This window comes from Paenibacillus sp. FSL R7-0048 (genome assembly GCF_038004505.1).
In the GTDB taxonomy this organism is placed as follows: Bacteria; Bacillota; Bacilli; order Paenibacillales; family Paenibacillaceae; genus Paenibacillus_AQ; species Paenibacillus_AQ odorifer.
Genome location: NZ_JBBORF010000001.1, coordinates 1170804 through 1194796, shown reverse-complemented (window position 1 = coordinate 1194796; position 23993 = coordinate 1170804). Strand labels below are relative to the sequence as shown.

At 46.2% G+C, this 23993-nt stretch carries 22 protein-coding genes, 1 pseudogene and 2 other annotated features; of the genes and pseudogenes, 4 read left to right on the top strand and 19 right to left on the bottom strand.

Annotated features, from left to right (window positions below; all coding sequences use genetic code 11):
* Nucleotides 1-285: 285 nt before the first annotated feature.
* Both NSQ91_RS05090 and NSQ91_RS05085 read right to left on the bottom strand, forming a co-directional pair.
* A complete protein-coding gene (locus NSQ91_RS05090) occupies nucleotides 286-1494 on the bottom strand; it encodes an MFS transporter (RefSeq protein ID WP_036676501.1) in 1209 nt (402 codons plus the stop codon).
* 141 nt (nucleotides 1495-1635) lie between these two features.
* On the bottom strand, nucleotides 1636-4218 hold the full coding sequence (locus NSQ91_RS05085) for an S-layer homology domain-containing protein (protein WP_340916697.1): 2583 nt from the start codon (nucleotides 4216-4218) through the stop codon (nucleotides 1636-1638).
* 264 nt (nucleotides 4219-4482) lie between these two features.
* Between NSQ91_RS05085 and NSQ91_RS05080 the strand changes: the two genes are divergently transcribed.
* Entirely contained in the window at nucleotides 4483-5460 is a 978-nt protein-coding gene (locus NSQ91_RS05080) for a tRNA dihydrouridine synthase (RefSeq protein WP_076129221.1), read from the top strand.
* Between the two features lie 138 nt (nucleotides 5461-5598).
* On the opposite strand, the gene groL is transcribed toward NSQ91_RS05080, so the two are convergent.
* The 7 genes from groL to NSQ91_RS05045 form a co-directional block, all read right to left on the bottom strand.
* Nucleotides 5599-7230 (bottom strand): chaperonin GroEL, encoded by a 1632-nt coding sequence (gene groL / locus NSQ91_RS05075; protein WP_036676504.1) that lies wholly within the window; start codon nucleotides 7228-7230, stop codon nucleotides 5599-5601.
* Between the two features lie 78 nt (nucleotides 7231-7308).
* The gene (groES, locus tag NSQ91_RS05070) at nucleotides 7309-7590 is read right to left on the bottom strand and encodes a co-chaperone GroES (RefSeq protein WP_036676506.1); all 282 of its coding nucleotides are present in this window, start codon (nucleotides 7588-7590) and stop codon (nucleotides 7309-7311) included.
* Nucleotides 7591-8102: 512 nt separating this feature from the next.
* Nucleotides 8103-8870 (bottom strand): twin-arginine translocase subunit TatC, encoded by a 768-nt coding sequence (gene tatC / locus NSQ91_RS05065; RefSeq protein WP_038568942.1) that lies wholly within the window; start codon nucleotides 8868-8870, stop codon nucleotides 8103-8105.
* Between the two features lie 143 nt (nucleotides 8871-9013).
* Nucleotides 9014-9256, bottom strand: coding sequence for a twin-arginine translocase TatA/TatE family subunit (locus NSQ91_RS05060; RefSeq protein WP_036676510.1), 243 nt, complete (start codon nucleotides 9254-9256; stop codon nucleotides 9014-9016).
* Nucleotides 9257-9395: 139 nt separating this feature from the next.
* The gene (locus NSQ91_RS05055; RefSeq protein WP_036676512.1) at nucleotides 9396-9881 is read right to left on the bottom strand and encodes a MogA/MoaB family molybdenum cofactor biosynthesis protein; all 486 of its coding nucleotides are present in this window, start codon (nucleotides 9879-9881) and stop codon (nucleotides 9396-9398) included.
* Between the two features lie 85 nt (nucleotides 9882-9966).
* Nucleotides 9967-10437, bottom strand: a complete 471-nt coding sequence (gene moaC / locus NSQ91_RS05050) for a cyclic pyranopterin monophosphate synthase MoaC (RefSeq protein ID WP_340916693.1) — start codon at nucleotides 10435-10437, stop codon at nucleotides 9967-9969.
* 3 nt (nucleotides 10438-10440) lie between these two features.
* Complete coding sequence (locus NSQ91_RS05045; protein WP_076129225.1) at nucleotides 10441-11076, bottom strand: 5-formyltetrahydrofolate cyclo-ligase; 636 nt, start codon at nucleotides 11074-11076, stop codon at nucleotides 10441-10443.
* A 244-nt stretch (nucleotides 11077-11320) separates the two neighbouring features.
* Here NSQ91_RS05045 and NSQ91_RS05040 point away from each other — a divergent pair, with 244 nt between their 5' ends.
* Nucleotides 11321-13261 (top strand): ABC-F family ATP-binding cassette domain-containing protein, encoded by a 1941-nt coding sequence (locus NSQ91_RS05040; RefSeq protein ID WP_340916690.1) that lies wholly within the window; start codon nucleotides 11321-11323, stop codon nucleotides 13259-13261.
* A 406-nt stretch (nucleotides 13262-13667) separates the two neighbouring features.
* Here the strand turns inward: NSQ91_RS05040 and NSQ91_RS05035 are convergent, their stop codons facing one another.
* The 8 genes and pseudogenes from NSQ91_RS05035 to NSQ91_RS05000 form a co-directional block, all read right to left on the bottom strand.
* A complete protein-coding gene (locus tag NSQ91_RS05035; RefSeq protein ID WP_340916687.1) occupies nucleotides 13668-15203 on the bottom strand; it encodes a 2-isopropylmalate synthase in 1536 nt (511 codons plus the stop codon).
* A 236-nt stretch (nucleotides 15204-15439) separates the two neighbouring features.
* Nucleotides 15440-15720, bottom strand: a binding site (T-box leader).
* A gap of 52 nt (nucleotides 15721-15772) precedes the next feature.
* Nucleotides 15773-16067 (bottom strand) — a binding site (T-box leader).
* Nucleotides 16068-16109: 42 nt separating this feature from the next.
* On the bottom strand, nucleotides 16110-17159 hold the full coding sequence (tsaD, locus tag NSQ91_RS05030) for a tRNA (adenosine(37)-N6)-threonylcarbamoyltransferase complex transferase subunit TsaD (protein ID WP_076099403.1): 1050 nt from the start codon (nucleotides 17157-17159) through the stop codon (nucleotides 16110-16112).
* Nucleotides 17156-17680: a ribosomal protein S18-alanine N-acetyltransferase gene (rimI, locus tag NSQ91_RS05025; RefSeq protein WP_036676521.1), complete on the bottom strand. Its 525-nt coding sequence runs from the start codon at nucleotides 17678-17680 to the stop codon at nucleotides 17156-17158. Before rimI ends, tsaD begins: the two co-directional genes overlap by 4 nt.
* On the bottom strand, nucleotides 17677-18507 hold the full coding sequence (gene tsaB, locus NSQ91_RS05020) for a tRNA (adenosine(37)-N6)-threonylcarbamoyltransferase complex dimerization subunit type 1 TsaB (protein ID WP_076305007.1): 831 nt from the start codon (nucleotides 18505-18507) through the stop codon (nucleotides 17677-17679). The genes rimI and tsaB overlap by 4 nt, the downstream gene beginning before the upstream one ends.
* 5 nt (nucleotides 18508-18512) lie before the next feature.
* Nucleotides 18513-18995: a tRNA (adenosine(37)-N6)-threonylcarbamoyltransferase complex ATPase subunit type 1 TsaE gene (gene tsaE / locus NSQ91_RS05015; protein ID WP_076302849.1), complete on the bottom strand. Its 483-nt coding sequence runs from the start codon at nucleotides 18993-18995 to the stop codon at nucleotides 18513-18515.
* Nucleotides 18996-19093: 98 nt separating this feature from the next.
* Nucleotides 19094-19416, bottom strand: a pseudogene (locus NSQ91_RS05010) (multidrug resistance efflux transporter family protein).
* Between the two features lie 148 nt (nucleotides 19417-19564).
* Nucleotides 19565-19750 carry an H-type small acid-soluble spore protein gene (locus NSQ91_RS05005; protein WP_036676525.1) on the bottom strand — a complete coding sequence of 62 codons (186 nt, stop codon included), beginning with the start codon at nucleotides 19748-19750 and terminating at the stop codon, nucleotides 19565-19567.
* 31 nt (nucleotides 19751-19781) lie between these two features.
* The gene (locus tag NSQ91_RS05000; protein WP_175617343.1) at nucleotides 19782-19952 is read right to left on the bottom strand and encodes a hypothetical protein; all 171 of its coding nucleotides are present in this window, start codon (nucleotides 19950-19952) and stop codon (nucleotides 19782-19784) included.
* Between the two features lie 139 nt (nucleotides 19953-20091).
* On the opposite strand from NSQ91_RS05000, the gene ku reads away from it, so the two are divergent.
* Both ku and NSQ91_RS04990 read left to right on the top strand, forming a co-directional pair.
* Nucleotides 20092-21063: a non-homologous end joining protein Ku gene (ku, locus tag NSQ91_RS04995; RefSeq protein WP_076279894.1), complete on the top strand. Its 972-nt coding sequence runs from the start codon at nucleotides 20092-20094 to the stop codon at nucleotides 21061-21063.
* A gap of 12 nt (nucleotides 21064-21075) precedes the next feature.
* The gene (locus tag NSQ91_RS04990) at nucleotides 21076-22023 is read left to right on the top strand and encodes an ATP-dependent DNA ligase (protein WP_076305006.1); all 948 of its coding nucleotides are present in this window, start codon (nucleotides 21076-21078) and stop codon (nucleotides 22021-22023) included.
* 37 nt (nucleotides 22024-22060) lie between these two features.
* Here the strand turns inward: NSQ91_RS04990 and NSQ91_RS04985 are convergent, their stop codons facing one another.
* Together NSQ91_RS04985 and NSQ91_RS04980 are read right to left on the bottom strand one after the other, a co-directional pair.
* On the bottom strand, nucleotides 22061-22867 hold the full coding sequence (locus tag NSQ91_RS04985; protein WP_076305005.1) for a hypothetical protein: 807 nt from the start codon (nucleotides 22865-22867) through the stop codon (nucleotides 22061-22063).
* 25 nt (nucleotides 22868-22892) lie between these two features.
* A complete protein-coding gene (locus NSQ91_RS04980; RefSeq protein WP_076305004.1) occupies nucleotides 22893-23708 on the bottom strand; it encodes a hypothetical protein in 816 nt (271 codons plus the stop codon).
* Nucleotides 23709-23993: the final 285 nt, after the last annotated feature.

The window sequence follows — 23993 nt, the reverse complement described above, 5'->3', positions numbered from 1 at the left end:
ATGTTTAGTTGATTTTGACTCGTAATATAATTCCCAAGAACAAAAAGGTTTAGTTTAATTATCTTAATATTAAGATATCACTTAAAAAAAAAGATCTTTTTCTACTGTACAAGCTCTTTGGTGGATAACATCGAGTTTTTTTATCTTCACTTTAAATATCTTTAACTTAAGATAAGTTTAGCACTGAATCTGTAGGAAGTCAACGCTTTGAAGCTTTCCATATAAAAAAGGCTCCACACAAGTTCAATGAACTCGTATGAAGCCGGGATATTTTATATCATCTCATTAGGTTAAGTTATGATGCTGAGTGATGACCGCTGCTTGGCTTTGATGATCCATCTTATAACATATCAACGTAATCACACAGGCCAATATCGCCAGGATGGCAGCAGCTACAGGAAGAGAGATTAATCCTCCATGCCCGGCAACCACTCCACCGATCGCGGACCCGCCTGCAATTCCCAGGTTTGAGGCTACTGGATTCAATGAGGCAGCAAGATCCTTCGTTTTTGGTGAGAACTGCTTAGCTAAGTCAATCAAATAGAGCTGCGCAGGGGCGCTCACAATACTCGACATCATGGCTAGAGCCATTAGCACAATCATTCCTAGAATGGAAACAGATGCGGTCATACTAAAGATAACATAGACCACAGCTTGGATAAGGAACACGAATCTCAGCTTACTAACCGCATTCCCGGTCGCAACCTTGCCACCAATCCAGTTGCTGACAATCGTGGCAATTCCGTATACAAACAGCACACCGCTAACTGAGCTTTTAGGAACGTTCATGACTTGCTCCAGTATAGGTGTAATGTAAGTGTACATCACAAATACGGCTCCCACTGCCGTAACCGGAATGAGAAATGCAAGAATAATGCGGCCGTTTGTGAGCAGTCCGATCTGATCCTTGAGTGAGCTAGGCACAGGTTTCGGTAATTGGCGTGGAATATAGATATAATTTAGGACTATGGCAACTCCAGCTAATATCCCATTCAGAACAAACGCTGCTGGCCAATTAAAAAACTGCCCGACGAAAGTACCGATCGGCACACCAAAAACATTCGCAATAGCAAAACCACTCAAAATTGTAGCAATCGCTTTGCCTCTCTTCTCCTGATCAACCGCTTCATTCGCTACCGTAATGGCTACAGAAAGAACAAAGCCACATAGTATGGCAGTAACTATTCTAGTCACCAGCAGCATACTGTAAGTTCCAGTTACAGCACTCCACAAATTTAGCAGTAAAATCAATACAAGTGATACAAGAATCGTAATCCGTTTTGGAACACGGCTGCACAAGGACATCATAATTGGTGTGCCAATGGCATAAGAAATCGCGAAGCCAGATACCAATCCCCCGGCTGTCGCAAGCGTAACTCCGAGGCTTGAGGATATTTCAGAGAGTAAACCAACAATAATATACTCCGTCGTACCCAGAATAAAAGCCATAAAAGTGAACGAGAAAATCAATGCGTTCTGACGTGTTGTTTTCATGGTGCTCTCCATCCTGTTTATCTCTATTTTTATATGAACATACCTTACTCATAATACTCATTTAGACTATATTGAGCAATCCTATTTTTCATAAAAAAGAAGCTTCCCACAAGTTCAAAGAACTCATGAGAAGCTTCTAGTTTAAGCCGGTGGCAAAATAATTAAGGTAATGACTTGTTCCTCGGAATAAGATCTGGCTGTTCCAGGTCCATCCGCATCTGCTTTGAACTTAATGAGATAGGTCCCGGGTGCCGGCATCACTTTATTATGAAGTTCAAAAGCGATATCCGAAACACCTATGTTACTTCCTGTGAAAGTTAACGTATGCCCATTATTGCTAATTTGATCACTCGTCGGATGTGTCCATCCACTAATGGTATAATAGTCGTTTGTGGTAAAGGTAATGCCTTCCAGCGTTACCTGAATTTCAGCATTCGTAAAGCTTTCTCCGGAGAAAAAGTCGAAGCGAATGCGCGATTGTGTAGAACCCGTTATCAGTTGTTTTGTTTTTGAACCGCCGCCTCCGTCAAAGCCATATATAGAGCTAGTAACCGTAGGTGTGGTCAGAACACCATTAACAAGCTCAATCGTAACCGCATGGGCAGCATTCTTCGCCGATTCATTATTGGATGAATCCTTAGCGGTAATCACGAAACGATACGTTCCTGCGTTCAGATCCCCAATATTGGCCGCACTCACAGATCCATCTGCTGCACTAGTGCCTAATGCGAGGGCTGTTCCTAATTCGTCGGCATCTACTTCACCGTTCTCATTCGCATCCGTCCACAGGTAGGCTTGTACCGCTGCTCCTTGCTCGCCGATGGCTCCCGCTAACCCGCGAAGCTGATCTTGTGTCCCGTTGTAGTTGTCGATCGCTTCGAACTTAGTTGCGTCCACTACTGGTGCACTCGTATCCGGAACTTCGTTTTTGCTTAAGGTCACCGTAACCGCATGGGCAGCGTTCTTCGCTGATTCATTATTGGATGAATCCTTAGCGGTAATCACGAAACGATACGTTCCTGCGTTCAGATCCCCAATATTGGCCGCACTCACAGATCCATCTGCTGCACTAGTGCCTAATGCGAGGGCTGTTCCTAATTCGTCGGCATCTACTTCACCGTTCTCATTCGCATCCGTCCACAGGTAGGCTTGTACCGCTGCTCCTTGCTCGCCAATGGCTCCCGCTAACCCGCGAAGCTGATCTTGTGTCCCGTTGTAGTTGTCGATCGCCTCGAACTTGGCTGCGTCCACTACCGGTGCAGTCGTATCCGGAACTTCGTTTTTGCTTAAGGTCACCGTAACCGCATGGGCAGCGTTCTTCGCTGATTCATTATTGGATGAATCCTTAGCGGTAATCACGAAACGATACGTTCCTGCGTTCAGATCCCCAATATCGGCCGCACTCACAGATCCGTCTGCTTCACTGGTGCCTAATGCGATGGCTGTTCCTAACTCATCGGCATCTACTTCACCGTTCTCATTCGCATCCGTCCACAGGTAGGCTTGTACTGCTGCTCCTTGCTCGCCGATGGCTCCCGCTAACCCGCCAAGCTGATCTTGTGTCCCGTTGTAGTTGTCGATCGCTTCGAACTTAGTTGCGTCCACTACTGGTGCACTCGTATCCGGAACTTCGTTCTTGCTTAAGGTCACCGTAACCGCATGGGCAGCGTTCTTCGCTGATTCATTATTGGATGAATCCTTAGCGGTAATCACGAAACGATACGTTCCTGCGTTCAGATCCCCAATATTGGCCGCATTCACAGATCCGTCTGCTTCGCTAGTGCCTAAAGCGATGGCTGTTCCTAATTCGTCGGCATCTACTTCACCGTTCTCATTCGCATCCGTCCACAGGTAGGCTTGTACCGCTGCTCCTTGCTCCCCGATGGCTCCCGCTAACCCGCGAAGCTGATCTTGTGTCCCGTTGTAGTTGTCGACCGCCTCGAACTTGGTACTTTCAACCATAGGTGCATTTGTATCTGAATTGCTGCTATGCTCACTTTGCGAAGAGGAAGATCCTCCAACAACAGGAGTAGGCACTGTTACCGGCTCTTTACTCGGTTGAGCAGTTGGGGTGGAGGCGGGCTGCTCAGTGTTTCCGTTCTCCTTAAACTTCAGAAACTTAGAAGCTACTAGAGCTACGGCCTGACGATCTACTTTGGCATCAGGATTAAAAAAATTATTATATCCGGTAATCAATCCATATTCCACAGCGGCAGCTATAAAATCCCTAGAATAATCAGCAATTTGGCTACTATCAGCAAATTGCAAAGTTCCAGCTTTACCCGTAGGATTGACCCCCAATGCTCTCACGAACATGACGACCATATCCTGACGTGATAAATTTTGCCCCGTACCGAAAAGATTACTGCCTGTACCCTTAATCAATCCGGCTTTGACAGCTGCCTCTACATAGCTGTATGCATAGTTGCTTGTGGGAACGTCCAGAAAGGTTGGCAGTGCAGGAGGGTTTGAAACATCCAGCTTTAATGTCTTTGCTAAAATAATTGCAAAATCCTGCCTTGTAATATTCGACGTAGGATAGAACTTACTCTCTCCGACACCGGTCACTATCCCCTGATCGAATAGCTCAACAATCGCTTTCTTTGCATATGAGCCATCAATATCAATAAAGGAAGCCGCTGCCGATCCTTTGGTCGGCATAAGAATAGGGCTTGATAATACAGCAGCAGCCAATATAGAGCTTATCCATTGCTTTTTGTTCACTTGCTTATCCCCCTGTTCTTTGGATGCGTTATGTCGTTTGTCTATAATCGATTCGTTAACACGATTCGACTTTATATTACAAACTTTTCATCTACAGGATTATAACAAGTATCAATAAACAGATTATAAACAAATAGCCGTGGATGAACATTCTCATATCATTGATTCTGTGCATCAAACGAAAAAAAATGATACTATGTATGATGGGTATAGGACTTTGCTATCCTTATATCGTTTTTATATATTACAACAAGAGGAGATAATATGAGTAACGAACAAAACTTTTGGCTTGATTTACCGAAGCCGTTTTTTATATTAGCGCCCATGGAAGATGTCACAGATGTTGTATTTCGGCACGTCGTTAGTGAAGCTGCAAAACCCGACGTATTTTTCACAGAATTCACAAATACAGAAAGCTATTGTCACCCTGTAGGAAAAGACAGTGTACGTGGTCGATTAACGTTCACAGAAGATGAGCAACCGATTGTCGCTCATATTTGGGGTGATAAACCCGTATTTTTTGAACAGATGAGCATTGATATGAAAAAACTTGGTTTTCGTGGTATCGATTTAAACATGGGGTGCCCAGCACAAAACGTCGCATCGAATGGAAAAGGTGCTGGATTAATAAAACATCCTGAAGTTGCAGCAGAAATTATTCAAGCAGCAAAAGCAGGTGGATTGCCGGTTAGTGTTAAAACAAGATTAGGATACTCTGATATTGACGAGTGGCGCGACTGGCTAGGACATATATTGAAACAAGATATTGCGAACCTTTCCATTCACCTTCGTACAAAAAAAGAGATGAGTAAAGTAGAGGCACACTGGGAACTAATCCCTGAAATAAAAAAATTACGCGATGAAATTGCTCCAAATACGTTGTTAACTATTAATGGAGATATTCCTGACCGCGCAACAGGATTAAAATTAGTAGAACAATACGGCGTTGATGGAGTCATGATTGGCCGCGGCATTTTCACCAATCCATTTGCCTTTGAAAAAGAACCTAAAGAACACAGCGCGAAGGATTTTCTCAATTTACTTCTTTTACAGTTGGATCTTCACGATAAATATTCAAATGAACTCGAGCCACGTTTATTTAAACCACTTCTTCGCTTTTTCAAAATCTATGTTCGTGGATTTAGAGGCGCAGGCGAACTAAGAAATCAATTAATGGATACAAGATCAACTGATGAAGTACGTCGTTTAGTAAAAACTGTTTTAGAGCAAGAATTAGATTAAATTATACCCACAAAAAAAATGAGAGACCTCTCAAAAGTTCAATGAACTTATGAAAGGTCTCTCATTTTTGTACTATGTGGTCAAATGGTGTTTCCTCTCAAGGAAACTCATCATCGAATTGCTTCGATAATGATTTCCTTACATCATGCCGCCCATTCCACCCATGCCGCCCATATCTGGCATGCCGCCGCCTTTTTCAGGCTCAGGCTTGTCAGCGATAACTGCTTCAGTAGTCAAGAACATAGCAGCTACGGATGCAGCATTTTGAAGCGCGGAACGAGTTACTTTAGCAGGGTCAACGATACCCGCTTCGAACATGTTCACCCATTCACCAGTAGCAGCGTTGTAGCCGATACCTACTGCTTCTTTTTTCAAGCGGTCCACGATTACGGAACCTTCTTGACCAGCGTTAGCTGCGATGGTGCGAATTGGCTCTTCCAACGCGCGAAGCACGATGTTAACGCCTGTTTTCTCGTCGCCAGTTACGTCTACAGCAGCAACAGCGTTATATACGTTCACAAGAGCTGTACCCCCACCGGATACGATACCTTCTTCAACCGCTGCGCGAGTTGCGTTCAGGGCATCTTCGATGCGAAGTTTGCGCTCTTTAAGTTCAGTTTCAGTTGCAGCGCCAACTTTGACAACGGCTACGCCGCCAGCCAATTTAGCCAGACGCTCTTGCAATTTCTCTTTGTCGAACTCGGAAGTTGTTTCTTCCAGTTGAGCACGGATTTGGCTTACGCGTGCATTGATGTCCGCTTTGTCGCCGCTTCCGTCTACGATTGTTGTGTTTTCTTTAGTTACGCGTACTTGACGTGCGTTACCCAGTTGTTCAATGGAAGTGCTCTTCAGATCAAGACCGAGCTTCTCAGTGATCACTTGGCCACCAGTCAGGGCAGCGATATCTTGCAGCATAGCTTCACGACGGTCGCCAAAGCCAGGAGCTTTAACAGCAACAGCGTTGAATGTTCCACGCAGTTTGTTCACGATCAGCATAGCTTGTGCTTCGCCTTCGATATCTTCAGCGATAATAACAAGCGGTCTAGCTTGTTGAACGATTTTTTCAAGCAATGGAAGAATTTCTTGAGTGCTGCTGATTTTTTTATCAGTGATCAAGATGTATGGATTCTCCAAAACAGCTTCCATTTTATCTGTATCAGTAATCATGTATGGGGAAATGTAACCACGGTCGAATTGCATACCTTCTACTACTTCAAGCTCAGTAGCGAATCCACGGGATTCTTCAACAGTGATAACACCGTCTTTACCTACTTTTTCCATAGCTTCAGCGATCAATTGACCTACTTCATCGTCAGCAGCAGAGATAGCAGCTACTTGAGCGATAGCTTGGGAATCTTCGATAGGCTTAGCGATTTTTTGCAATTCTTCAACAGCTGCACGAACCGCTTTGTCGATACCTTTACGGATAACCATTGGGTTAGCACCAGCAGTTACGTTCTTCAGACCTTCGCGGATCATAGCTTGAGCCAGAACCGTTGCAGTTGTAGTACCGTCACCGGCTACATCATTAGTCTTAGTAGCAACTTCTTTAACCAGTTGAGCACCCATGTTCTCGAATGCATCTTCAAGTTCGATTTCTTTAGCGATCGTTACACCATCGTTAGTGATGAGTGGGCTACCAAATTTCTTCTCAAGCACCACGTTGCGGCCTTTTGGTCCAAGTGTAACTTTTACCGCGTTTGCCAGAGCATCTACACCACGAAGCATAGAACGGCGAGCTTCTTCACTGAATTTAATTTCTTTAGCCATTGTGTAATTACCTCCTAGAATTTTTTGTATATCATATTACTTTAAGTAGTTTAGATTTAGCTTATGATCGACTCTTGCTTAGTCAAGAATCGCGTGAATGTCGCTTTCTTTCATAATCAAATATTCTTTACCTTCATATTTGATTTCTGTTCCTGCATATTTTGAGAAAAGAACACGGTCGCCTTCTTTAACTTCAAGTGCTACACGTACTCCATCTTTCAAAGCTCCGCTGCCTACTGCAATAATAGTTCCTTCTTGTGGCTTTTCTTTCGAGGAGTCCGGAAGTACAATCCCGAATGAAGTTGTTTCCTCCTGCTCGCTCGGTAGCACCAATACGCGTTCACCTAATGGTTTGATCATGAAAAAATAGCCTCCTTTAAAATTATGTTATTTTGCTTCAAAACATAGTTTAGAACTTACCGGTCAAGCTTAGAATGCTGTGATGTTCTTGAAAAATATCAATGGAACCCTGCTAATCTCCAGCCCATCTCCTATTTTTCAAGAGCGTTAGCACTCAACAGCGTGCAGTGCTAACAACAATTTTTATGATACTCAACTTGAGCCCGGATTTCAAGTCTTTTTACACAAATTCGTATTAGTTTTCGCAAAAAAATACGTTTCAATGCTTGTCCAAGCACACACTCTATTACATTGTATCCACGGGTTTTGAAAATATGCGTAGGATTCCAGCGCTTTCCTCTCACCCCTTATAGATATGAACGTTGCTAGAATGGTTAGACCTTTGCATCTAATGATCCTGATCGATCGATAACAATTACTTACTAAGTGTATTCAATCCAACTAATGAAATCAACTTATAGCAAAAAAGCTGCCACATTCGTAGAAAATCTACTTAGCGGCAGCCTCTCTCCTCACTCTTGCTTCTGAACATACCGTTCATCCCGTGCCGCGTCCGCAGCAAGTTGCTTGCGATAGACAAATGCAGATAAAAATACACTGAACTCATACAAAATGAGCAGTGGAATCGTCACCAGAAAGTCTGAGATAAAATCCGGGGGCGTGATAACTACAGCAATAAAAACAAGCGTGAAATAGGCGTACCGACGCATTTTACGCAAGCGTAGCGGGTTGAGTACTCTTAGTTTGGTCAGAAACATCACCAGCAATGGAAGTTCAAACAGCAATGCCAGCGGCAATACCAGGCTGAACATGAAGTTAAAATACTGTGCAATCCCGTAGGTCTCTTCCAGTCCCATGCTTCTGGTAATTGAGATCGTGAACGAAAGTGCCATTGGAAAAACAATATAATAAGCAAAAGAAAGACCGATAAGGAAAAGAACAAACACATAGGGAACATAACGAAGTGTCGCACTTCGCTCCTCCGGCCGCAGGCCCGGACTGATAAATGCCCACAGCTGGTAGGCAATAAACGGGACAGAAATCACTAGCGAAACGGCCATCGCGATCTTCATGTACATCCCAATGCCATCCCAGAATGAGAATGCATGCAGAACAAAACCTTGCGCCAGGTCCGTGCTAATCAAATAATCGTAAATAGGCTTTGCACAAAATAAACCGCCTATTAATCCAAGGACAAATACAATTAACACATAGATAATCCGTTTGCGCAGCTCGGTGAGATGATCCACCACCGACATTTCTTCCGATTTCAGAGACATCCAGACACCATCCCATGACAAGAGTAAAAAAGATAACACTAACTTTCTTCAAAGCAGTGTCCGTTGCTGCGGAAAGCAAAGAAAAAGGGGCGTCTCCTCAAGTCTAGTAGACTCCTGAGATTGCCCCATTGAAAGATCTTCTATTATTCCGGCAGGCGTTTGTCCTGAGGAATATCTGCAGCGACCGTTTGCGGGGCCGTCGGCACAGGAGCTTCGCTCTTCTTCACCGGTTCATTATCCCCGATGATTTCACGCGCGCCTTCCTTAAATTCACGGAAGGTTCGTCCAACTGCACGGCCTAGCTCTGGCAGTTTATTTGGGCCAAAGAGCAGAAGTGCCAGTATGACCAACAAAATAATACCAGGAGTACCAATTCCACTAAACATTATTATTCCTCCTTGTCCACCTGTCCGTTCATGGTATCGTTTACTTTAATTTAATAATACCATAACTTATGTCACAGTTACATCCACTTTCTTCTATAAATAGATTATCATTGTGACGTGACAAGAAGATGACAAAGGGTTATTGGCGGTATTGGCCAGTTACCATGAGCAGTGCTTCCGGTAATTGATCCATAATAGCTGCCAGATTCTCATGAACACCCTTCGGCGTTCCAGGTAAATTGACAATCAACGTGCGACCGCGAATGCCGCATATCCCACGAAAAAGCATAGCTGCACGGTTTTTTTGCATCACTGTGCTTCGCATAGCTTCTGAGAGCCCAGGCACTTCCCGTTCTACCACTCGTCGAGTAGCGTCCGGGGTTACATCACGAATTGCCAGATCTGTGCCTCCGGTGGTCAGTACCAAATCTGCCTGAAAATAGTCTGTCAGTTCAATCAAGGCTGCGATAATCTCATCTTGTTCATCGGGAACGATTCGATATTCAATGATCTCGCCACCTAGTTCCTCTTCCACCAGCTCCCGAATAACCTGGGCGCTCGTGTCTTCCCGTTCGCCCCTGGCCCCTTTATCACTGGCCGTTAGGATTGCTGTCTTCCACGCCATAGGTTTGTCCTTCCTCTCTATATGTATAGTTGGCTGTACAGTTCAGCCTGCTCGCCTCAGCGCTTCGAACAAAAGCAGTTGATACTTATTCGAGCGCATAATCTCCGTTCTTGCCCCCGCTCTTAGATACCAGAAGCGTCGGTCCGATAATCATATCCTTCTGAATAGCCTTACACATGTCGTACACCGTTAGTGCTGAGGCAGAAACAGCGGTTAAGGCTTCCATCTCTACTCCGGTTTTTCCTGTAGTACGGACTGTTGCTTCTATATAAAGTTCATCTTCGCTGTTATCGGAGAAGCTGATATCAATACCGGTAAGTGGCAGCGGGTGGCACATCGGAATCCAGTCTGACATCTTCTTAGCCGCCATAATCCCGGCGATCTGTGCAACAGCAAGGACATCACCTTTGCTGATCTTGCCACTCTTAATGGCGCTCAGCGTTTCAGCAGCCATCTTGATCATACTCCGCGCGACAGCTGTCCGCTTCGTAATCTCCTTCTCACTCACATCCACCATACGAGCTCTTCCCTGCTCGTTGAAATGGGTCAATTCCATGGCTCACTCTCCTTTTCGGCAGTGCACTATACCATTTTCAGTAATCAGCATGTCCATTAAAGCATCATGCTCATCCATCGGCACCCTTGGAACCAACTGCATGCCGTAAGCTAACCCGATCCATATCGGGGGCTGTGCGCTAACGTACCCGGCTTTCTCCCAAGACGCACGTAGCCGGTCATAGTATCCTCGACCGTAGCCAAGCCTGCCGCCTTGAAGATCAAATGCTAGCCCTGGTACGAACACAACAGCAGGTAGCTTAATCTCTTCAATCTCTAATAAATCTCTGCTGGAGACAATAGGTTCATGGATTCCATAAGCCCCCGGCTCTAAATCGCTCCATGCATTCACCGCGTGGACACTCATTTCACCACTTGCTGGAATTACACGCGGCAACAGCACCTTACGCTGATCTTTCCACGCCTGTGTGATAAGTGGGCGGGTATCAAGCTCTGAACGAAAAGACACATAGGCCATTAGTGAAGTTATACCCTTCGTCTCCAGCCACTCCAATGCATAGTGGCAGACTTCAGATGATAGTTTACTTCTCTGGTCCGAAGACAGCTCGTTTCGGGCGATGGTCTTCTCCGTTCGTAATTGTTGCTTTACTTTGGAGATCTCCGACTCCTTGCTGGACATTGTCGGCCTCCCCCTCTTATTCATCCCTAGCTTATCCTTGTTTGTAAATCCAGTTTACCACTCTTCTCCCCGGTTCGCCAAGGTGGATAGAACTGTGTTATCGGACTAGGTCGTTATTCCCTCCTTACATTAGATCGAACCCTCGCTTGGGAAACGCTTTTCATGTAAACTATAGAATAAGTTGTTCATACGGCTGAGGGATAAATACCAAGGCGAAATATGCAAGGGTGGAGGTTTCATCGTTATGCTTCTTCAAGCGACAGGAATTACTAAATCATATGGTATACAGAACGTACTGGATGGCATAAGCCTACAGGTAAATGAAAAGGAACGTGTCGGGCTAGTGGGTGTGAATGGTGCCGGCAAATCAACTTTTCTACAAATTCTGGCCGGTGAGATGTCTTATGACAGCGGTCAAATTCATAAATCAAAAGAAACAACAATCGGATATTTAGCTCAGAATAGCGGACTGCAATCTGACAAAACCATTCATGAAGAAATGATGGCGGTCTTCGCTCCGCTGATCGAAGCCGAAACTGAGCTGAGAGAGTTAGAAATAAGTATTGCTGATCCTAAGCTCGCGGAAGACCCCAAGCGGTACGAAGAACTGCTTGAACGATATGCGCGGCGCTCGGATTGGTTCAAGGACCACGGCGGCTATGAAATGAATACACGGATTCGCAGTGTCCTACACGGCATGGGCTTCAGTGATTTCCCACCAGATACACCCATTTCTACCCTTAGTGGAGGCCAAAAGACCCGGCTCGCGCTGGCCCGTATTTTGCTTCAGGCTCCAGATCTTCTGATGCTGGATGAGCCTACTAACCATCTGGATATCGAAACGTTAACGTGGCTGGAGGATTACCTCCGCAGCTATGCTGGCGGGATTCTGGTTGTATCCCATGACCGTTATTTCCTAGACCGTCTCGTGACCACTATTGTAGAGATCGAGCGGCACCAGTCCCGGCGTTATACGGGTAACTACAGTCGTTATGTAGATTTGAAGGCTGCCGAATATGAAGCACGGATGAAGCAATATGAGAAGCAACAGGATGAAATTTCTCGAATGGAGGATTTCGTTCAGAAAAATATTGTCCGGGCTTCCACCACAAAACGTGCGCAGAGCAGACGCAAAGCGCTTGAGAAGATGGATCGTCTAGATCGTCCAATGGGCGATCTGAAGAAGGCTAGCTTCTCCTTTGAGCCAGACTTCATGTCTGGAAAAGAGGTGCTTCAAGTGCGCAATGTTGCGGTTGCCTTTAATGAAGGTTCACCTTTATTCAAGGACGCTTCTTTTGAGCTTCGTCGTGGGGAGACTGCTGCCCTGATCGGTCCCAATGGTATCGGTAAATCCACATTGCTGCAGTGTATGACCGGAACCCGTGAGCCTTCTGCTGGAACGGTGAATTGGGGCACTAAAGTAAAAATTGCTTATTATGATCAGGAACAGACCCGCCTTAATCCACAAAATACGGTTATGGAAGAACTGTGGAGTGAATATCCAATGATCGAGGAAGCCAGAATTCGTACGATCCTTGGTAATTTCCTTTTTAGCGGAGAGGATGTTCTTAAGAAGATTTCCGCACTCAGCGGCGGCGAAAAAGCTCGGGTTTCGTTATCTAAACTAATGCTCCGCGGTGCAAATATGCTAATTCTCGATGAACCTACCAACCATTTGGATCTGGTCAGCCGTGAGGTTCTGGAATCTGCTTTAATTGATTTCGAAGGCACCCTGCTGTTCATCTCCCATGACCGTTATTTTTTGAACAAAATGGCGGAAAGGGTACTGGAGCTGCATCCCGAAGGGATCGACCAATACCTCGGCAACTACGATGACTATGTCGAGAAGAAACGAGAATTAGAAGAGATTGCAAAAGATGCCGCTGAACTAGCTACTAAAAACGTTAATAAGGACGCTGCTGTACCTGAAAAAAGCGCTGTAACCTCTTTTGAAGCAGACAAGCAGGCTAAGCGTGAAGAGCGTAACCGCAAACGGCGTATCGCAGAGCTTGAGGAGAACATCGCCTCACTTGAAGAATCAATCGTATTTATAGAGCATGAAATGACTAAACCTGAAGTTTATCAGGATTATTTAGCACTTCAAGGTTATGAAGAGGACCTGAAGAACAAAAAATCTCAGCTGACAGATTTCTTTAGCGAATGGGAAATCCTTGCTGACGAATAATGTAAATCCTCCTTATAAATATTTTTTCATCGTTCTAGATTTGTTCATAAATAGTTATCCACAGCTCTATACACAGGTTTCGTGTATAACTCCCTACTTCAAAAGACCCTTCGGGGTCTTTTTTATGCGTTAAATCGGTATTTTCAAGGAAAAGGAATTATTATCCACGGATCTATCCACATTATCCACAATTCTCACAGTGTTTCATTGCCAACAAAATTGTTTATTAGAGCATTTTGAAAAAAGCCGTTATTGCTGATTTTACGCACTTTTTACACAACTCAGGCAGAATATGTGGATAACGTTGTCCACAACTTGACAAAAGACGTAACCCCATTTTACAAGACTGATTTTATGCTAAAAAAGAACCCGCTATCTCCTAAACTGACAGCGGGCACGTCGTATTTTAGACAATCTGTGTAGAGAGCAGGGCGGCATTACAGGCTGCGATATAAGCGATGCCTGCCGCCATAATTATATCTTGGTGAGTGGCCGTGCCTCTGAATTTAAGGCCCTCCCACTCCACCATCACCGCTGCTTCTGCTTGCGCATTCTCTCCGCTTCCAAGCGAATGAAGCTCGAGTCCTGCAAAGTCTATCTCCTCAGCAATCCCTTGCCCAATAGCGGCGATAATCGCTTCAAGCGGACCTTCACCAGTGCTGGTATGTGACGTTTCCCGGCCAGTCTGCAGATGGCGTACCGTAACTGCAGCTACACGGCGCTGGGCACTGCCCGCCAATACCTGAACCTCACCCAGCTCATAGACCTGAGCTTGTTGTCCAGTTGTACTGCTTACCATTTGCAGCAGCTGGTCATCACTGACGACCTTTTGACGGTCAGCGGTCTCTTTAAAGGACTCATAAAGTGCATCCAGCTCCGCAGGCTCCAGCGTTATTCCATACTTCGCAGCCCGATCCTTCAGCGCATGTCTGCCAGAATGTTTGCCCAGAATGATCATGCTGCGGGGGATGCCCAGCCGTTCGGGATCCATAATCTCATAGGTACTACGATCCTTGAGCAGGCCATCCTGATGAATCCCGGACTCATGCTGGAAGGCATTTCTTCCGACGACCGGCTTGTTATAGGCGATTGGGAAATGCATCGCTCCACTAATCAGCCGGGAAGTATCATACAGTTTATCCAGCATGATACCTGTTTCTGCACCGATTGCATCGCCGCGGGTTTCAAGCGCCATAACAAGCTCTTCCAGTGCGCAGTTCCCTGTGCGCTCGCCTACACCGTTCACGGTGACTTCTATCTGAGTCGCCCCTCCATCAATCGCTGCCAGACTGTTAGCTACAGCCAGCCCCAAGTCATTATGACAGTGGGCACTATAGCTGACCTTGCCGCCGCCTCTTGCTCCCTGCCGCACTCTCCGGAACATCTCGCCATATTCATGTGGCAATGCGTATCCTACTGTATCCGGCAGGTTAATAATGGAGGCCCCTTCCTCTATAACTGCTTCAACCATTTCAATCAGATCATCAATCCCTGTCCGCGCAGCGTCCATGGCCGTGAATTCAACTACATCACAGAATTGTCGCGCATAAGCCGTCATCTCGCGCGCTTTAGCTACGACTTCAGCTCTGCTCATACGCAGTTGATGCTGCAAATGAATATCAGAAGAGGAGATGAACAAGTGAATCCGCCGACGTTCAGCGTCTTGAGTCGCCCGGACTGCAGCATCGATGTCTCCTTTTACGGCCCGCGCGAAACCAGAAATCTCCACGTTGCGCACCTTGCGCGAAATCGTCTGCACCGCTGCAAAATCTCCAGGACTCGATACCGGGAACCCCGGCTCCATTACATCAACACCCAGATCAGCGAGCTTATAGGCCAGTAATATTTTTTGTTCAGGAGTCAGACTAGCCCCAGGGGCCTGCTCACCGTCACGCAGGGTCGTATCGAAAATTTGAATACGTTTCTTAACTGGAATAATCATCTGAATTCCTCCTAGTTTTGTTTTCATGTAATTGGATGCCTTATCTCTATCCTATGCTTCGGCGCAGAACCACACGTCGACTTGTGGTTCTGCTCATTTCCCACCCACTGCTGCCGGCAGCTGAAACAAATGAATCTCTGCACAATGTGCAGAGTGTTCACTTTTGGCGTCTTATGTAGCGATGAGTCCATTCCCCGGACTTCTTCTACAAGAACGCAAAAACCCGCCGTCTCTAATAAAGAGACGGCGGGTTACCCCTCCGCGGTACCACTCTTTTTGACGCATCGGCTGTCTTAATAACAAGCCTTAAAGCTGCGTCCAGCTCTTCTTCCCGGTTCAAGCTGGCGTGCCAGCTTAAATCCGGAAAGGTCCGATAACGAGGACAGCCGTAGGCAGCGTACTCTTGTTCCGCCGCTCCGCTCCCGGGCGAGCTTCAAGAAATCCGGTGACTGCGTCGCACCAACCCGCAGCTCTCTGTTCACCGTCAAACTCTACTACTCCCGTTCTTAGCGTGTATTATATAAATTACTCACCACTCTAAATCCATACAAAAAAGCCTGCCATCTCATTCAAGAGACGACAGGCTGTTAACCTTCGCGGTACCACTCTTGTTGATGCTCTGTATCGGCTAAGTTCCTGCCGATTCCAATTGAACATCCACTCTACGGTCCAGTATGTTAGGTACTAGACCACCCTATCACGGAGGTTACCCGTAAACGGTGTACAAACGTTCCGGCGACAATTGCCAGTAATGCTTCCACCGCTCCGCTCCCAGACGAGTTCAGGACTCCTTCGACTGCGTTGCACCCACCCGCAGTTCTCTTATCCCAGAGTATCCTTACTACTTCCGCTCATCGCGTTTGCTTGTTTAATTGAACTGATTATACTCGTTAGCTCCAAATGATGTCAATAGGCAGATACAGACCATTGTTCCAGTGAGAATCCAGGGTCAGCTACCATATCCAGCGGTATTCCACCGTCATGCTGCCACTTCACGTATGCAGCCGCTCCAATCATCGCCGCATTATCCGTGCAATACACCGGTGGAGGAATAATAAGTTCAATGCCCTCCGTTTCACAGCGCGAAATTAATGCCGAGCGGAGTCCGCCATTAGCAGCGACCCCCCCACAGAGCAATAACTGTCTGGAGTTAGTGGCCTTAACGGCGCGTACCGCCTTTTCCACCAGCACTTCAACTACGGATTCTTGGAACCCCCGGGCGATGCCTGCGACATTGGGTTCAAGACCTTTCATTTTGCTCTGATTCACCACATTCAGCACCGCCGATTTTAGACCGCTGAAGCTGAAATCATAAGAGTTCGGCTCCAGCCATACCCGCGGCAATGCAACAACTTCCGTCGCTTCGCGTGCCAGGCGATCTACATGGGGTCCGCCGGGATAAGGGAACCCTAGCGCCCGAGCCACTTTATCATATGCTTCACCTACAGCATCATCACGCGTGCGGCCGATAATTCGAAACTCACCCTCACGCTCCATATGAACCAGTTCCGTATGTCCACCTGACACCACTAGTGTCATACATGGATACTGCAACTCTGCAACCAGACGGTTAGCATAGATGTGGCCTGCAATATGATGCGTGCCAATTAACGGCTTGCCCCATGCAAGAGCAAGGCTTTTAGCTGCTACTACCCCGACCAGTAAAGCTCCCACCAAACCCGGGCCTTGAGTCACCGCTACCGCAGTCAATTGTTCGGGTGTAACGCCTGCCTTGGCGAGCGCTTCCTCGATTACGAGCGTAATTACCTCCACATGTTTACGGGAAGCCACTTCTGGCACCACGCCCCCAAAAGCACGATGTGTCTCTATTTGACTCGAGATGATGTTGGATAACACTTCTGATCCGTTTTTGACCACGGCCACCGAGGTTTCATCACAACTGGTCTCTATAGCAAGTATTAGTACAGGTTGAGCTGCGCCCGTTTCTGTCTTCATTTCAAGTCCACGCTTCCTTCCAAATAGCCATGCTCCTTATACTCCGGTAGATCCGCCCACATAATGAGTGCATCCTCGCGATTATCGGAATAATATCCTTTGCGTGTACCGGCAGAACGAAAGCCTTTTTTACGATATAAATTCTGAGCTACCTCGTTGGATACCCGCACCTCAAGCGTAATGGATTTCATGCCTACGTAAGAGGCTGTATTCATTAACTCCTCCAACAGGCGCTCCCCCCATTTACGTCCACGATAAGCTTCGAGTAAGGCAATATTCGTCACATGCGCCTCATCCACGATAGCCCACATTCCAGCATAGCCAATTATATGACCTGCCAGCTCCATGACCATGTATTTAGCAAAATGATTATGCGTCAGCTCATTCCGGAAAGCTTCCTCCGTCCACGGCATGGTAAAGGCTTCGCGCTCAATAATAAGAATGTCCGGAATATCCTCCAGCTTCATCAGACGAAAAACAAGGTCAGCCTCTTGTGCTCTCAATGATTCCACTTCCGTCATCGTTTTAAGCCTCCTTTACTACTTAACCGCAGATTGGCCTCCGCTTCCGAAATCTGAGTATAGTTAGGGATCAAGCTATGAATATCATCATTCTCTACTTGCAGCCGGGCTTCACCAAGGAAGCCTGTCCAGCGGCCCTCCAGCTCATATGGAATAGCTACAGAAGTGCCGAGTTCCGCCAGCGGATGTAGTGATTCTTCGCTGCCATGTACAGCGGTTTCTCCAACAAACCATAGAATAGCTGGTTTAGTTCCTTCAGTTGAAGCCTGTTGTAAACGTTCTGCCAAGTACTCCACCCAGTCGGCCATCAACCGGATGGCATCAGGTTCAAGGCGGCTAAGAGAACTATTCCCATCCGCTGCGAATAATCCTGTGTAGACCTGTCCCCGACGCGCATCCATCAGTGGAATGATCCAGTCTGGACCGTAGCCACTGTTCGCAGTGGCTTGTCCTGACTCTGCTCTCGTCTTATTCTTAAGGGCTGTTTCATACCCCCCCCATGCCACAGCATGCAGGCTCGAAATACCAACTACCGGGACATTCCATGCCCAAGCCAGTGTTTTGGCAGCGGTAACCGCGATCCGTGTTCCCGTATAAGATCCCGGGCCCACACCAACCGCAATCCCGCCCAGATTAGCAACGGTTGTTCCCGAAGCTTGCAGCGCCTGCTCTATAATCGGCAGCAAATGCACCGAATGATTCCGTTCACCGGAAGCATTAATTTCATGCAATAATTCTCCATTCTCGGTCACTGCAACCCCCAATACGGCAGTTGATGTATCCAGCGCTAAAAGCCGCTTGCGCGGCTCTGTATTCTCGTTCGTCATTTTTATTAACCCCACTTCTGGATCAGCTCCCGGCAAAGTTCACCATAAGGCTCCCCGATTCCGGTCACCGTAATGATTCGTTCCTCCGGTCCAACTGTTTCCATGTATATATGCATATGCCGCGGCGGCATTAAATCCGTAATAATACTACTCCATTCTACCAAACAAACACCCTGACCATAGAAATACTCATCCAATCCAAGCTCATCTGCTTCCTGAAGTGAAATCCGATATACATCCATGTGATATAACGGCAGACGACCTTCGTACTCTTTAATAATAGTAAAAGTAGGACTGTTTACGATCCCTTTCACTCCAAGATGGCGAGCGTAACCTTGCGAGAAGGCCGTTTTTCCTGCGCCTAGATCACCGTCCAAACCGATAACCATGCCTGCCGTTGAAGCAGCAGCTATTGCACTTGCCAGTTGCTCCGTATCCTGCAGATTATAAGAACGGTAAGTGAACACCGTTTCGACTGTTTTGTCCAACTACAACTACCACCTTTTAAAATATACCTGTCGAAAACCATTACATTCAATTATATCGGTATGGTCCATCCACCGCAACAACTGTCCCTGCCCATTGTTTAAGCCGAAGGAGGTACAGCCCTCTTCTTCACTTGCGTGGTTAAGCTGAATTTCGATACCGAACGCTGCGAGAAAAGGCTATGTAGAATCATTCCAAGGATAATGACTAAGATTCCTCCCCATGACAATAAAGAAGGTGAAGGCGAAGACAGGATCAACATTTCACTTAATAATGCGAATAATACCTCTAGGGTTTGGGTGGCTTCGACTGCCGCTAATCCGCTCATGCTGCTCCTACCATATCTGTAGCTTGAAAGAATAATACTGTGGCAATAACTCCTGAACACAGCGCAACAATAATGGACTGTCCTGCCTGATCCAATATATTGGTTTAAATCTTACACCGTCAACCTTGACGTCAGTTATGCTCCAAATCAAAAAAGAGACCTTTACGCAAACTTAAGCATAAAAAGTCTCTTTTTTTTAAAAACTATAATTCAGCTTTAACGTACGCTCTAAGTAGACCTTTGTTAGTGCTCTTGCTCTTCGAGTCGTTCAACACCCACAGTGTGCGTATTGGTTGGTCGAGAGCCAACTTGTACCGTAGCCATTCCGTTCTCTTCATCCACATGTTCAATCCATACAGGCTCCCCATCCAAATGTACACTTACAGTTTCTTTAGAAGCATAAATATCCTGTGCCCGTTTGACGTCCACAACTGTTCTCCTCCTTTATCTTTCCTAAAGTTTACGATTCTAAGGGTGACGTATCTTCGAGGGTTCGTTCCGCATCCAGCTTTTCCGAATCGGAAACCTGACTGGCCTCCGTGGACGCAATAATGCTCTCCCAATCCACAACTGTGGCCGGAATATCCTGCTCGCTCAGCGCATCGCTCCATTCGTTATCTCTTGGTTCCATACCTTAGATTCTCCTCCTCAACTTCACAGGTCCGAGTTTATTTTTTCCCAAGCTTCTCAAAAAATGCACCCGGCTAGAAAAGCCTTTCCTGCCTCATACTAACCCAAAGCAAATCAACTTAGATCAGGAGGTGTTTCTCATGCATACCGTTTGGAAAGGAGCCATCAGCTTCGGGCTTGTGCATGTTCCGGTTAAAATGTTCTCCGCTACGGAAGACAAGGACATTTCTCTGCGTTATATCCATAAGGAGTGTGGCAGCCCGCTGTCGTATGTACGCAAATGCCCGGTGTGTGACAAAGAGGTTGCTTGGGAAGAGATCGGTAAAGGATATGAGTATGAAAAAGGGAAGTTTGTGCTCTTCGACAAAGAGGAATTGGATCAACTATCCGACGAGACCAGTAAAAGCATCTCCATTCTCGACTTTGTAGACCTGACGGAGATCGATCCTATTTATTTTCAAAAAACCTACTATTTATCCCCGGATCAGGCAGGATCAAATGCTTATCGACTTCTTATGGAGGCCATGAAGCAGACAGGTAAAATTGGCATCGCCAAAATTTCAATCCGCTCAAAAAGCAGTCTGGCAGCGATCCGTGTGCTTGAGGATTGCCTTGCGATTGAGACCATTTTTTATCCTGATGAGGTACGGCCGATCTCGCAAGTGCCTGGTCTGCCCGAAGCAGGGACAGTGAACGATAAAGAGCTGGAAATGGCTAAGCTGCTGATCTCACAGCTATCCACTCCTTTTGATCCGGCAAAATATACCGATGATTATCGCCAGCGTATGCTTGATCTGATCTCACATAAAATTGCAGGCGAGGAATTTCATATCGCTCCTGCTAAACAGGAAAGCAATGTGATTGATCTAATGGCCGCCTTGCAGGCTAGTATTCAAGCTGTGCAGCATATTCCTTCAGACCCTGGTCCTTCATTAACAGGCAACACAAAAAACAAAACTAAAGCGGCTCCTGCTGCCAAAAGAAAAACAGCCAAGACCAAAACAACCGCCGCGGAACCTGCGGAGCAGCAAAATGAGGTCTCCGGGCCGACTCCAGTCATCACACCAAAACCGAAACGCCGCAGCACGAAAAGCAAAACAACCGTATCTTAGGAGGCTCTGCGGATGAAGCTTCAGCCCATTATTCCTTTTGAACCTATACTGGCTGGGCAGCTTCCAGCAGGTGACCAGTGGATCGCACAAATTAAATGGGACGGCGTACGGATGTTGTCCTATTACGATGGAAGCACTACTCAGCTTATTAACAGACGTGGCAATTACCGTACCACGCAATATCCAGAACTTATTGATGTATCTGCTTACTGCAAGGCTGACTCCGTGATTCTTGATGGTGAGATTATCGCACTCAAGGACGGCAAACCCTCATTTCATGAGGTGATGCGGAGGGACAGTTTGAAAAATGGTTCCACGATTTCCGTCGTTAGGCATCAGGTTCCTGTCATTTATATGATATTTGATATTCTGTTTTATAATGGCCAATCGACGATGGATCAACCATTATTCTTGCGGCAGCAGCTGTTAAGTGACATTCTGCTGCCGCATCCCCATGTTCAAGCTGTGCCAAGTTATACCGATCCTACAGAACTGTTCGCCGCCACTCAGAACCAGGGCTTGGAAGGAATCGTCTGCAAGGACATCAACAGCACTTATGCTCCGGGCGGAAAAGATAAACGTTGGCAGAAACGCAAAATCAGTTCTGATATTACAGCTGTAGCCGGGGGTGTGACGTTCCGTGACGGTATCGTCAACGCACTGCTTCTTGGTCTTTATGATGATAAAGGAAATTTGCATTATATCGGACATGCCGGTCCGGGAAAATTGACTGTGCAGGATAAACGCGACTTAACTGCGGAGGCACACCGCCTTAAGCTGGATCGGATGCCCTTTGCAGATGTTCCACAACGAGGTAAGGGTGCTTTTTGGATAAAGCCGGAGCTCGTCTTCAAAGTTCATTTTCTGGAATGGAACACCTCGGGCACTCTGCGTCAGCCTGTTACTCAAGCTAAAGTGGATCTTCCCCCGGAGGCATGCACAATGGAGCAAAAAGGATAAAAGAACGTCCTCCCAATCTGAAATGGGAGGACGTTTCTTATTGTGCTGTAAAACTTGTTACAAGGGCCTCAAGCTCTGCCTTTGTCTGCGCAGTATTTTTTGTACTCGTAAGTGTATAATCGACACTTCCATCAGCACTGGACCATACCAGCTGGACTTTAAGATCACCGTGATGAGGCCCAAAAACTGTGTAAATCGCCTCAACCCCGTTGAGGGTCAAGCTCTCATCCTGATCCCCAGGCAGCTGGGCCAAAGTCACCCCTTCCGGTAGCGTGTATGCAGGTGCAGATCTTAAATTCAACCTCTCTCCATTTCGTAGATAGGTGATAGAGGTTTCTGTATTGCTCCACTTCAAGCTTTGCGAAATCACCTTTTTACCACCAGCTTGGGCTTTAGCTTTTAACTGATCCCTAAGGGTTTTATACTCTGAGCTAAAAAACATTGGAATCACTGGATTTAAAACGACACCCTGTAACTTATAATCCTCTGGTAGAGAAGTAGGTATCAGGAGTGACTTCCCGCTTAATGAAAGTAACTTCTGCGCCGCTTCGTTTATAGAACTGAATCTATATGGCATATAGCTTATACTCAAGGTTTCATGTGGATTAGATTTCTTATCATTTACATACAGGATCTTAAGTTCGCCTGCTTGTAAGGGAACTGTATTTTCTTTGGCAATCAAAGCTTCAATCGTTGAAGATATGGGCGTATTCTGCTCAACGGGTGCGGTAGCTTTACTTTTATTATTACTCCCCGCAGGCACTGCGCCTGCTGTTCCACTCACCGCACTCATCAATACTAATAAGCTTATGGCTGTAATCGCCGCGCTTTTCTTAATCATCATTATAATATCCTCCTTTACCCCTTGGTTATTTGATCATGGTTTTAGCTACCGCCAGCATTTCATTTGTCGTCAGCGTACTGGCCCGATTGTCTGAAAGGGTATATTGTATCGTGCCTGAGTTATCCAGCCATACTAGCTTTGTGTTAAAGCTTGCGTCTTTAGCGGAATCAGTTGTAAGTACTACTTTCCTGCCGTTGACCGTTAATTCTTTCTTAGATTCCGAGGCTCTTACAAAAGGTACCGCTCCTTCCGGAAGTTTGGCGGGCGGCGACCCAGTTACAATGCTAAAATTGGCTTTTCCTTTGGCATACAGCTGCATAGACAAATTCGTCTGGTTCCAGCTGATGATTTTACTAAACAACTGTTTATTAGAATTACCAGCAACCGCTGCTGCCTTCAATTCCTGCTCTAGTTGCAAATACAGCTCTGAATCATTAGCTACAGCCGGTGGATAGATGATGGCTCTCTCCAGAGTGAAGCCTTTAGGAAGATTTCCGGGCTGCGGAATAGACGGACCCCTTAGCGCTTTAAACTTCGCAGCAAAGGATTTATAGTCCTTAAAAACAAACCCTTTGCCAGAGAAGCTGATCGCATCCTGTGGATTGTAGACTTTATCCCGTACGTAGTAGGCCAAAAGCGTACCTTCCTTCACTCCAGCTACGAGTGCCTGCAATTCCTTTTGGGTCTTCTGATCGGTTTGTGATGCAACCTGCGCTCCTGATGCCGCCGCAATTGTAAGAGACAAGCCGGGTACATCCACACCCCCGGCCACTCCTGTTCCCAGCAAGATTGCTGCAGAGAACGCGATAACTGTTTTTTTGAAATCAGAATGGAGCTTCAATTTCTAACATCCTCTCCTTCAATAAGGTAAATGTATTTTCACCCCTGTTTTTTAACTACACTTCTATAACAATCCAACATTAGAAAAAGGGACATTTTCTCACAAAAAAGAGGCTGTCCCAAAAGCCATGAAATAGTTGCTTGGGAAAGCCTCTTTTTTGTTCTTAACATTACAAGTGACGCATCAAGTGATGCTCCTAATGATGCAATAAGTGAAGTACTTATAGAACAATTGGGGAATTTCTCCCTAAACCTCAGATATTTCTGTTCATCGGACCTATAATTA

What these genes read in the sequence shown, in the direction of transcription:
- NSQ91_RS05090 (WP_036676501.1), bottom strand. Translation starts at nt 1,494, where the DNA reads ATGAAAACAACACGTCAGAACGCATTGATTTTCTCGTTCACTTTTATG.
- NSQ91_RS05080 (WP_076129221.1), top strand. Translation starts at nt 4,483, where the DNA reads ATGAGTAACGAACAAAACTTTTGGCTTGATTTACCGAAGCCGTTTTTT.
- groL (WP_036676504.1), bottom strand. Translation starts at nt 7,230, where the DNA reads ATGGCTAAAGAAATTAAATTCAGTGAAGAAGCTCGCCGTTCTATGCTT.
- groES (WP_036676506.1), bottom strand. Translation starts at nt 7,590, where the DNA reads ATGATCAAACCATTAGGTGAACGCGTATTGGTGCTACCGAGCGAGCAG.
- tatC (WP_038568942.1), bottom strand. Translation starts at nt 8,870, where the DNA reads ATGTCTCTGAAATCGGAAGAAATGTCGGTGGTGGATCATCTCACCGAG.
- NSQ91_RS05060 (WP_036676510.1), bottom strand. Translation starts at nt 9,256, where the DNA reads ATGTTTAGTGGAATTGGTACTCCTGGTATTATTTTGTTGGTCATACTG.
- NSQ91_RS05055 (WP_036676512.1), bottom strand. Translation starts at nt 9,881, where the DNA reads ATGGCGTGGAAGACAGCAATCCTAACGGCCAGTGATAAAGGGGCCAGG.
- moaC (WP_340916693.1), bottom strand. Translation starts at nt 10,437, where the DNA reads ATGGAATTGACCCATTTCAACGAGCAGGGAAGAGCTCGTATGGTGGAT.
- NSQ91_RS05045 (WP_076129225.1), bottom strand. Translation starts at nt 11,076, where the DNA reads ATGTCCAGCAAGGAGTCGGAGATCTCCAAAGTAAAGCAACAATTACGA.
- NSQ91_RS05040 (WP_340916690.1), top strand. Translation starts at nt 11,321, where the DNA reads ATGCTTCTTCAAGCGACAGGAATTACTAAATCATATGGTATACAGAAC.
- NSQ91_RS05035 (WP_340916687.1), bottom strand. Translation starts at nt 15,203, where the DNA reads ATGATTATTCCAGTTAAGAAACGTATTCAAATTTTCGATACGACCCTG.
- tsaD (WP_076099403.1), bottom strand. Translation starts at nt 17,159, where the DNA reads ATGAAGACAGAAACGGGCGCAGCTCAACCTGTACTAATACTTGCTATA.
- rimI (WP_036676521.1), bottom strand. Translation starts at nt 17,680, where the DNA reads ATGACGGAAGTGGAATCATTGAGAGCACAAGAGGCTGACCTTGTTTTT.
- tsaB (WP_076305007.1), bottom strand. Translation starts at nt 18,507, where the DNA reads ATGACGAACGAGAATACAGAGCCGCGCAAGCGGCTTTTAGCGCTGGAT.
- NSQ91_RS05000 (WP_175617343.1), bottom strand. Translation starts at nt 19,952, where the DNA reads ATGGAACCAAGAGATAACGAATGGAGCGATGCGCTGAGCGAGCAGGAT.
- ku (WP_076279894.1), top strand. Translation starts at nt 20,092, where the DNA reads ATGCATACCGTTTGGAAAGGAGCCATCAGCTTCGGGCTTGTGCATGTT.
- NSQ91_RS04990 (WP_076305006.1), top strand. Translation starts at nt 21,076, where the DNA reads ATGAAGCTTCAGCCCATTATTCCTTTTGAACCTATACTGGCTGGGCAG.
- NSQ91_RS04985 (WP_076305005.1), bottom strand. Translation starts at nt 22,867, where the DNA reads ATGATGATTAAGAAAAGCGCGGCGATTACAGCCATAAGCTTATTAGTA.